Raw genomic sequence first — 9,495 nt, 5'->3', positions numbered from 1 at the left:
ACCAGGTTTGCCGGGACCAGCCCTACCTTTCCGGTGAGATCGGTGAAGCTACGCACGATTGAAATCTATCCGGACAATCGGGTCAGACATGACCGGATTTGAGCGGCTAGGTGCACAGCGCCCTGGCTTCAACCTATAATTAAAAGAGAAGTCGCTGGACTATGACCGGCGATCGGAGCACACTCGTGGGGCAGGCCGGAGCCTCCATTGCGGAATTGTGGGTTGCAGCCAACCCCAACCCGAGTCGACCCGCTCCGGCCGGCAGCTGTCACACCGGGCTGGTATGAACATCACGACGTATGGGGGATGGGAATCGGATGGCTGACGCACTGCACGACTATTGGCAACGGGCAACTGGCGGAGAGGGCGTGGGCTTCGACCCGTATCCCTACCAACGCCAGATCGCAGAGAACGGTCTGCCGGAGCTGGTCGAAGTGCCCACCGGGTGTGGAAAAACCATGGTCGCACTGGCGTGGCTCTGGCGGTCCCAGTTCCACCCTGACCCTGCGGTTCGAACCGCGACACCCAGACGCCTGGTTTTTGTCCTCCCCCAACGCACGCTGGTCGAGCAGGTGGCCGAGAACGTGCGGGGATGGCTGGCGAACCTGGGCATCGAGGATCAGGTCGGGTGCCATGTCCTCATGGGAGGCGAAGGCCGTCGATCAGGCGCATGGCGGGTTTTACCCGAGAAGCCGGCGGTGCTCGTGGCCACCAGGACATGGCGCTATCCGCGGCTCTCAACCGCCGCTACGGCGAGAGCCGGTGGATGTGGCCCATCGACTTCGGACTTTTGAACAACGACTGTGCCTGGGTGTTCGACGAGGTTCAGCTGATGGGCCCCGGTCTGGGCACCAGCCGTCAGCTCGAAGGATTGCGGCGTGCCCTCGGAGTGGCCGCGGATTGTTCGTCGACCTGGATGTCGGCCACCGTTGACCACGACGAGCTCGCCACCATCGACCTTCCCGGTGTCTCCACTTTTGTCGCGCTCTCCGACCAAGACCGGACCGGGTCGCTGGGTGTCCGTCTCCAAGCGTCGAGGCGGATCGAGAAGGTCGAGGTTGGTGAGCGCAAGACCTACATCAAGGACCTGGCCGCCGCCGTGGTCGGTGCCCATTCCACCGGTACCCGGACGCTGGTCGTCTGCAACACCGTCCGGCGGGCCACGGACCTTTTTCAGGAGGTCACCAAGCGGCGGGATCAGGTCGGTGATGCCCCGGTCGTGTTGGTGCATTCTCGGTTTCGACCTGGAGATCGGGCCCGCCATCTCGCTACCGCCACGGCAGAGGTCGACCCTGACGGACCGGGGCTCATCGTGGTTTCGACTCAGGTGCTCGAGGCCGGTGTTGACATCACCTCGGAGACGTTGCTGACCGAGGCCTCTCTCTGGTCGTCGCTGGTGCAGAGAGCGGGTCGCTGCAACCGACTAGGTCTTCGCAATGCCACGGCCAGGTTGTTGTGGTGCGAACCTCCCGACTCGGCGCCCTACGAAGAATCCGACGTCAAGGCCGCGATCGGGGCGCTGGACGATCTCGAGGGCCGATCCATGACCACTGCGGCCATGGCGGAGTTGGCCCCCGCCTCGGGACCGGGCCCAGTCCATGCATTGCTTCGGCGGCGCGATCTGCTGGAACTATTCGACACCTTGCCGGATCTGTCGGGGGCCGATCTGGATGTCTCCCGCTTCATCCGTGACGCCGATGAGCGAGATGTGGCGGTGGCGTGGCAGGACCTGGGAGGCCAGCCCCCTGTTGAGGGTCACCCGCTCCCGGTCAGGGCGGAACGGTGCTCGGTTCCGCTGGCCGATTCGAAGGCCATCGGGGACCGTGCGGCCTGGCGTCATGATCACATCCTGGGTCGCTGGGTTGCGTGCCGAACCCGAGACCTGCGTCCCGGGATGGTGGTGATCATCGACTCAGATCAGGGTGGATACGACCCCGAACTGGGTTGGGCGCCGACCTCGAAGCGCTCGGTGGATCCGGTTGACGTGCACGGTGAGATTTCTGTCCTCGAAACGGACAACGACCTCGAAGGTGACCCGGTGTCCATGACCAGGAAGCGCTGGCTGAGCCTCGGTCGTCACCTCAGAGACGTAGAAGACGAGACCGCCACCATGCTGGCGACCTTGTCGCCCTTGGGGTTGGGGCCGGGGCAGGCAACTGCGGCGGTGAGAGCCGCTGCACTCCACGACTGGGGAAAGGCCCACGAGGTCTTCCAGGCCACCCTCGAGGGCACCATCGCCACGGACATGGAAAGGGCGGAAGCAGATGCCGCGGGCTCCCCGTGGGCCAAGTCGGCCGGCTCTCACCGCTCCCGTCACTCGCGCCGCTACTTCCGTCATGAGCTGGCATCGGCGCTGGCGTTGCTGACCGAGGGGCGATCACTGCTGGACGGTGAGCAGGAACCGGACCTGGTCGTCTACCTGGTAGCGGCCCATCACGGACGGGTTCGCCTTGGCTTCAGGTCGATGCCGGGAGAAGTGGCCCCGAATGGCGATGACACTGCGGTGATGGCGCTGGGCGTCGTCCATGGCGAGGAGCTACCGCCGTTGGATCTCGGCGAGACGTCTCTACCGCGGGCCCGCATGGACCTTTCGGTGATGAAGCTCGGGTCTGGTCCGGGTGGTGAACCATCGTGGAGCCAGCGGATGCTGCCACTTCGGGACCGGCTCGATCTGGGTCCGTTCCGCCTCGGTTATCTGGAAGCGGTAGTCCGCCTGGCGGACTGGCGTGCGTCTGCTGCTGCCGATCAGGTCGTAGGGGAGGAACTGCCATGAGCACCATCGCACTTGCCGGGTGTTCGACCCGACCGCTCGGAAGCTTCCTTCAGGCTCTCGGCGTGCTGAGGCTAGTCGGAATGCAGGCTGATTCCTCGGCTACCGGTGAATGGCACGGTGATGTGTTCCACCTGACCACGACCCTGACCCCAGACAACCTTGTGGACTTCTTCTCCGAGGGGTACGCACCGACGCCGGTGATCTCACCGTGGAACGGTGGCAGCGGTTTTGGCGATAAGGATCAACAGGCTGGCATCGCGGCCATAGAACGCTCAACAACCGATCGCTTCGAGCCCTATCGCAGAGCCATCGCCGTCGGACGCGACCTAGTGAAGGAACCGGGATGGGACGAGGGCCGCGACGCCAAGGCCCGTCAGATCGCCCGCTGCCGGGCTGCGCTGCCTGATGAGGCGGTCGAATGGCTGGATGCCTCGGTCGTTCTTGCCGGCGACCGTCTGGCGTTCCCGCCGGTGTTCGGAACGGGCGGGAACGACGGCAGGCTCGACTTCTCCAACAACTTCATGCAACGCCTAGCCGAGATCCTCCTGGTCGAACGACGTAAGAAGGACCCAGATCCTCGTACCTGGCTCCGCGCCGCCCTCTTCGGTGACAATTCGGGCGAGCTCGCCCAGAAACCGGGGGGTCAGTACTCGCCGGCATCGGCCGAGCCCGGGATCAGCAGCCCGACCGGTGGTGGCACCGCACTGTTGAATCCGTGGGCCTTCATCTTGATGATCGAAGGAGGGTTGGTGTTCGCCAGCGGAGCTGCTCGACGCCTCGGTGGTGGAACGAGGGCTCGTGCCGCCATGCCCTTCTGCGTGGACTCGACCAGCGTCGGGCACCCATCATCGGCCCCGGCCGAGGAATCCCGTGGCGAGCTGTGGGCGCCGGTGTGGCGTCAGCCCGCCACCGCAGCCGAAGTCGGTCGGCTGATCGGCGAAGGTCGGGCGTCGTGGCGCAACTCAGATGCCGCCAACGGTGCCGACTTCGCCAAGGCGGCGGCCTCGCTCGGGGTCGACCGAGGCATCGAACGCTTCGTTCGCCACGGGCTGGTGCAGCGCTACGGACTCAGCTACCTGGCGGTCCCCCTGGGGGAGATCATGGTCGGGTCACGGCCCGAGGTGAAGGTGCTGGCTCAGGTCGACGGGTGGCTGGAGCGCCTGCCATATACCGTCCCATCGGGCGTGGCCTCGGCCCGGCGCCGCGTGGAAGCTGCCGAGTTCCGCTGCGCCACCGCCACCGGCACCGACATCGCCGGGCTGTTCCAAGAAGTCCTGATGGCGTTGTCCGAGTTGGAGCTCGCCGTCGCCCGATCGAGGGGGGTAAGGGCCGAGTCGGTCCCGGTCGGCGCTTTCGGGCAAGGCCTAGTGGCCGCCCAGTGGCTACCCCTCCTCGATGATGGGACTGCCGAACTGCATTTGGCGGCCGCGTTGGCATCGGCCCGGGACCGATATGCGGCGGGCCAGCTCAGCGACGCCAACCAAAGGGGATCATCTCTGGCGCTCTTCCTCCGGCCCATCCGGCTAGACTCGGGCGGGCGAGTGGGGTGGGCACCGGCAAAGCCACGGGTCGACGGGCTGGGTCGTCGGTCGGTGGCCGACCTGTTGGCCGAGGTGATGGAGCTTCGCTTCCGTGACGCCTTGGACGCCCAGGAAATGGGGGAACCGGTGGTGAAGGGCCCTGCTGTCGGCTGGGATCTGGGCATTCCAGCGAGCATTGAAGACCTGGTGCTCCTGGTCGAAGGTCGCCTCGATACCGACCGCCTTGGCCGGTTGCTCGGCGCCCTGCTGCTCTTGGATTGGCGAGGGGCTGCCAGTGCCGATCTGCGACTGTCGAGCCCTGGGGCAGCCGGTACGCAGCCGATCCCGTCCGCGCTTTCCGTCCTGTTGCCCTTCTTCCAGAAGCGGGTGCTTGTGGACCGGTCCGGAGGCGAGGTCTGGCTGCGTCCGTCACCGCGATGGGCTCGGCTCCTGCGCTCGGGTGGCGCCGACGGGTCGACCCAGGTTGTCGAGGACGCGTTGCGGCGCCTGAGGATCTCGGGCTGTAGCCCGGCGTTGAACACCGTCCGCGCCGACATGGCGACAACCGGTCCGCTCCTTGCCAGCGCGTGTCTGACCCCGTATCGAGCATCTGCTGCTGCTCGGCTGCTCCATGACCTCGCGGGCCCCGATGTCTCCGTCAATTCAGCTGCTTCTTCTCCGGCCTTAGCGCCGAGGATCCAACTCACCCAATTGGAGGGAACTCAATGACCAACGCCAAACGATTCCTGCTCGACGTCGAGCTGACCCCTGCCACCGGCGACCGCTTCCAGCCGACAGGCTTTCCCGACCTCGACGCCGCGCGGTTCGACCGGTATGACCGCGACACCCAGGAGTGGGTCGGGTGTCTGGTGGTGGAGTCGGCACAGTCGATGGCCAACCGGCTGGAGGGGACGGCCTGGGATCCACTGTCGGACCAGCCGGTCGATACGTTCACCGGCCTGCCGTACGTCCGAGTCGTTCGAGACGACGATGACTCCTACGTCACCTCCAGCCGCACCGAGGCCCACCGGCTGGCGTCAGCCTTCATCAAGGAGGCTTCACTCGACGGCACGAACATGAAGGACGTGATCCGCGAGCGGCTCAACCTCAGAGAAGACAGGCCGCTGGCTCCCAGAGAGATCGCATCGGCCGTCTTCGCATTGGACCCCTTCTGCCTGGTCCACGGTGTGTTCTTTGCCGAGTCGGCCAAGGTGTGGCCCGGCCAACCCAAGATCGCTCGGGCCATCTCGGCGGGGATCGATGCCGTCGACGTCCGGCGAGCCGAGCTGGGCGGCGTGAAGAAGGACCATGTCCGTCACTCGATCGGCGACACCGGCGGCAGCTCGGAGGGATACGGCACCATCCCGTTCCACCGCACCGAGTGGACTGCCCGTCAGATCGTCGCCTCGTTCAGCATCGACCGACGCCAGATCCGCTCGTACGGCCTCTCCGAAGATGCAACTGCGTTGCTCGATGCCATTGCCCGATGGGAGATCGCCGCCCTGTTGGCTGAACCGCTGCGGCTGCGTACGGCGTGTGATCTGGAACCCGTGTCGGACGAGTTCATCGATCGATCCGGCGAGGCGCTCGCCTCGCTCGAGTCGATCGATGCCGAGGTGCGAGCGGGGATAACGGCCTGCGCTGACCTGCTCGGCGGTGGTGGTCCGATCGAGGTTCGATGGGCTTCAGCCAAACGAGAGAAGAAGGCGTAGCCCGTGGCGGTCGACCTGGTGCTCAGCTTCCCCTTGGGGCGCTACCACGCCACTCCGTGGGGTCACAGCGCCAACGAGGGAGCTGTGGAATGGCCTCCGTCGCCCTTCCGGTTGCTGCGAGCGCTGTACGCCACTTGGAAGAACCGTGTCCCCGACCTCCCCAGCGAGGTGGTGTTGGCTCTCTTCGACGAGCTCAGCGAAGCCCCGACATATCTTGTCCCCGAGCACGCTGGCGCTCATACCCGTCACTACCTCCCGGGGAAGGACCACCGCGAGGGGTTCTCCACCGATACCACCAAGGTCCTGGATACGTTCCTGTCTCTCCCGGTGGATGGTGAGTTGGTGGTCCGCTGGGCCGTGGATCTGGACGCGGAGCAGCTAGAAGCCTTCGGACTGCTGGCCGACGAGCTTTCCTACATAGGGCGCGCCGAGTCGATCTGCGATGCCCGAGTCGAGTTCCCGGGATCTGATCACGGTGGCCAGGAAGTTCAGCCGCTGCCGGTTGATACCGGCCGCTCCGACACCATCGAGCTGATGATCCCGGCCAGGCCTCTCGACGAGAAGGCACTCACGATCAGCACCCAACAGATGCGGGGTGCCCAGCGCCGCCTCGAACCGCTTGGTGTCCGCAAAGTTCGCTACCCCCGTCCGCCCGAGGCGGTACCCGCTATCGGTCGTCGACCTCGACCGCGTTCGGCGGTGAACACTGTGCGATGGTCGTTGTCCACTCCCGCTCCTCCTTCGGTGCACTCCTCGGTGGCGTGGGCCGACACCCTCCGCAACGCCGCGCTAAGCCGCTACGGCGGACCCGAGAAGCGACCCGCTCCACCGGTACTCAGTGGCAAGGACCCGGCGGGAGACAAGGCAAAGGCCCAGCACGACCATGTGCACTGGTTGGCCCTCCCCGATGGTGAGCGTCCGTACATCACATCGCTGGTGGCCTACGCCCCGAGTGGTTTCGAGGCCGACGTGCTGGAGGCACTGACTTCGATTCGCCAACTGCGCAGAGGCGGAATCAGCGACGTCCGCCATGCCGGGCTGGTGGTCGAGGGCTACGGGATAGCCGAGCGAATCGTTCCGGAGCTGTTCGGTCGATCCATGGTTTGGAGGAGCTCGACACCATTCGCTCCCCCTCGGCATCGGCGTCGGGGCGAGTCCTGGGATGATTTCGTCGTGGACTAGGTGGCACGTGAGCTCGCGTTCCGTTCCTGCCGCCGGCGCAGGTGCGACTGATCGACGGGCCTTGGACCAGTTTCAGGACTCACCGACCCGGTCGAGAACGCCTCACGGACCACCGACGCAGCACGGGCCTGGAGCTCACGTTTCACGAACCGGTGGCCGGCCCGCTTTGCTTGGGGGCACTGAGCCATTTCGGGTTGGGGATGTTCGTACCGGGTGAGCCCGAGTAGGTCAACGCCGTGGATCCCGCGGTTCCGCAACTCGTGCCCGCCCGGATGGTCAACGAGTTCGCCTACTGCCCGCGCCTGTTCCACCTGGAGTGGGTGAACGCTCAGTTCGCCGACAACCTGGACACGGTGCACGGACGTTGGGTTCACCGGGCCGTTGACGACGGAGGAGGGTCAGTTCCCAGGCCCGACGAAGGGGAGGTCAAGGTTGCTCGCTCGGTGATGCTGTCCTCCGACCGCCTTGGGCTGATCACCAAGGTCGACCTGCTCGAGGGGGTAGGTGGTGGCGAGGTGGTGCCGGTTGAGACGAAACGTGGGGCCCCGCCTGACACCCCGGAGCGGGCATGGGAACCCGAGCGTGTCCAGGTCTGCGTCCAAGGACTCGTGCTGCGCGAGAACGGCTTCCACTGCGATCGTGGAGTGATCTGGTTTGCTGAAACCAGGAAGCGCGTCGATGTGATGCTCGACGATGCCTTGATCGTCAGAACACTCGAGCTCGTCGGTCAGCTCCGTGCCGTGGCCGAGTCCGAGACCGCTCCGCCCCCGCTGGTGGACAGCCGCAAGTGTCCACGCTGCTCGCTGGTGGGGATCTGCCTTCCGGACGAGATGAACACCCTGGCCGAACGGCAAGCCATGCCGCCGCGCCGTCTGATCCCAACCCACGACGCCGCTCAGCCCATGTACGTGACCGAGCAGGGAACCTGGCTCGGGAAGGACCAGGGACGCATCAAGGTGACCCGTAAGGGCGAATCTCTCCACTCGGTCCGGTTGCTGGACGTATCCCAGGTTTGCTTGTACGGAAACGTCCAGATCTCAACCCAGTTGCTCCGTGAGTTGTTCGCGCGTGAGATTCCGGTTTGCTGGTTCTCCTACGGCGGATGGTTCTCGGGCGTTGGGACCGGGCTCCCAGGAAGGAACGTCGAGTTGCGCAGGCGTCAGGTGATCACGGCGGCCCAGGGCGGGACCGAAATCGCCCGCAGGATCGTCCAGGGAAAGATCCGCAACAGCAGGGTCCTCCTGCGTCGTAACGGACGGGAACGCTCGCCGAGCACCTTGGATCAGCTCAAGGCTCTAGCCGAACAAGCAGGGCAGGCCTCGTCCATCCCGACGTTGCTAGGCCTGGAGGGAGCGGCGGCGCGTCTGTACTTCGCAGCATTTCAGACGATGCTCCGAGAGGACAAGAGACTGCCGGGCGCGCCCTTCACCTTCGAGGGGAGAAACCGTCGCCCACCGTTGGACGCTGTCAACTGCCTACTGGGCTTCGTCTACGGATTGCTGGCCAAGGAGGCGACCGTCACCCTCCTAGCAGTTGGCTTCGATCCCTACCTCGGCTTCTACCACCGTCCCCGGTTCGGCCGGCCTGCGCTGGCACTGGATCTGATCGAAGAGTTCAGGCCGCTCGTGGCTGAGTCGGTGGTGATCAACCTCATCAACAACGGCGAGGTTGGTGAGTCTGACTTCGTGGTTCGAGCCGGCGGAGTGGCCCTGACCGCCGATGGTCGCAAGGCGGTCCTTCGGGCGTACGAGCGCCGGATGGCAACGGAGCTGCGACATCCAACCTTCCAGTACAAGGTGTCGTACAGAAGGGTGATCGAGGTACAGGCCCGCCTGCTCGCCGCCCACATGATGGGCGAGGTCCCCGAGTACCTACCGGTGGTGACCCGTTGACCGCCCGTCGCCGGTGGCTGGTCGCCTATGACATCCGCGACGAGCGGCGATTGAGACGTGTCCATGACGTGGTCCGCTGTCACGGGTATCGACTCCAGTACTCGGTGTTCCTGTGTGACCTGACCCCGATCGAGAAGATCGGGCTGCTACACAGCCTTCGTGACGTGGTCCACCAAGGCGTGGACAGCGTGGCACTGATCGACTTGGGTGAGGTGGGGCGCTCGACCGCAACCATCGAGTTCCTGGGATCATCGCTACCTATGCCCGATCAGGGCCCAACCATCGTGTGACGAGCGCTCCGGTGCCTGGTCTGTCCCCGGGCACCACTCGCTCAACCACCGCCTATCCTCACAAGCACATTGACAACCGAAAAGGCCGTGGGCCAACGAACCCAGCAACACCGCTCGCAGTTCGGC

The 9,495-nt window shown here is 65.3% G+C and carries 5 protein-coding genes and 1 pseudogene; all 6 read left to right on the top strand.

Going from position 1 to position 9,495, the window contains the following annotated elements; translation table 11 throughout:
- The first annotated feature begins 317 nt into the window (after nucleotides 1-317).
- Nucleotides 318-2,773 (top strand): annotated as a pseudogene (locus tag IPG97_15565) (DEAD/DEAH box helicase).
- The gene (csx17, locus tag IPG97_15560; GenBank protein MBK6857911.1) at nucleotides 2,770-5,022 is read left to right on the top strand and encodes a type I-U CRISPR-associated protein Csx17; all 2,253 of its coding nucleotides are present in this window, start codon (nucleotides 2,770-2,772) and stop codon (nucleotides 5,020-5,022) included. Before IPG97_15565 ends, csx17 begins: the two are co-directional and overlap by 4 nt.
- Nucleotides 5,019-6,005, top strand: a complete 987-nt coding sequence (cas7u, locus tag IPG97_15555; protein ID MBK6857910.1) for a type I-U CRISPR-associated protein Cas7 — start codon at nucleotides 5,019-5,021, stop codon at nucleotides 6,003-6,005. Before csx17 ends, cas7u begins: the two co-directional genes overlap by 4 nt.
- A 3-nt stretch (nucleotides 6,006-6,008) precedes the next feature.
- Complete coding sequence (gene cas5u6u / locus IPG97_15550) at nucleotides 6,009-7,187, top strand: type I-U CRISPR-associated protein Cas5/Cas6 (protein MBK6857909.1); 1,179 nt, start codon at nucleotides 6,009-6,011, stop codon at nucleotides 7,185-7,187.
- Between the two features lie 272 nt (nucleotides 7,188-7,459).
- The gene (gene cas1 / locus IPG97_15545) at nucleotides 7,460-9,079 is read left to right on the top strand and encodes a CRISPR-associated endonuclease Cas1 (GenBank protein MBK6857908.1); all 1,620 of its coding nucleotides are present in this window, start codon (nucleotides 7,460-7,462) and stop codon (nucleotides 9,077-9,079) included.
- Nucleotides 9,076-9,369 carry a CRISPR-associated endonuclease Cas2 gene (cas2, locus tag IPG97_15540; protein MBK6857907.1) on the top strand — a complete coding sequence of 98 codons (294 nt, stop codon included), beginning with the start codon at nucleotides 9,076-9,078 and terminating at the stop codon, nucleotides 9,367-9,369. The genes cas1 and cas2 overlap by 4 nt, the downstream gene beginning before the upstream one ends.
- The last annotated feature ends 126 nt before the right edge of the window (nucleotides 9,370-9,495 follow it).

The sequence above is a fragment of the Microthrixaceae bacterium genome, assembly GCA_016702505.1.
Classification (GTDB): domain Bacteria; phylum Actinomycetota; class Acidimicrobiia; order Acidimicrobiales; family Iamiaceae; genus Aquihabitans.
This window is presented reverse-complemented; position numbering and strand designations above follow the sequence as displayed.

Excerpts from the sequence above, each read along its gene's own strand:
- csx17 (MBK6857911.1), top strand. The coding sequence starts at position 2,770 with ATGAGCACCATCGCACTTGCCGGGTGTTCGACCCGACCGCTCGGAAGC.
- cas7u (MBK6857910.1), top strand. The coding sequence starts at position 5,019 with ATGACCAACGCCAAACGATTCCTGCTCGACGTCGAGCTGACCCCTGCC.
- cas1 (MBK6857908.1), top strand. The coding sequence starts at position 7,460 with ATGGTCAACGAGTTCGCCTACTGCCCGCGCCTGTTCCACCTGGAGTGG.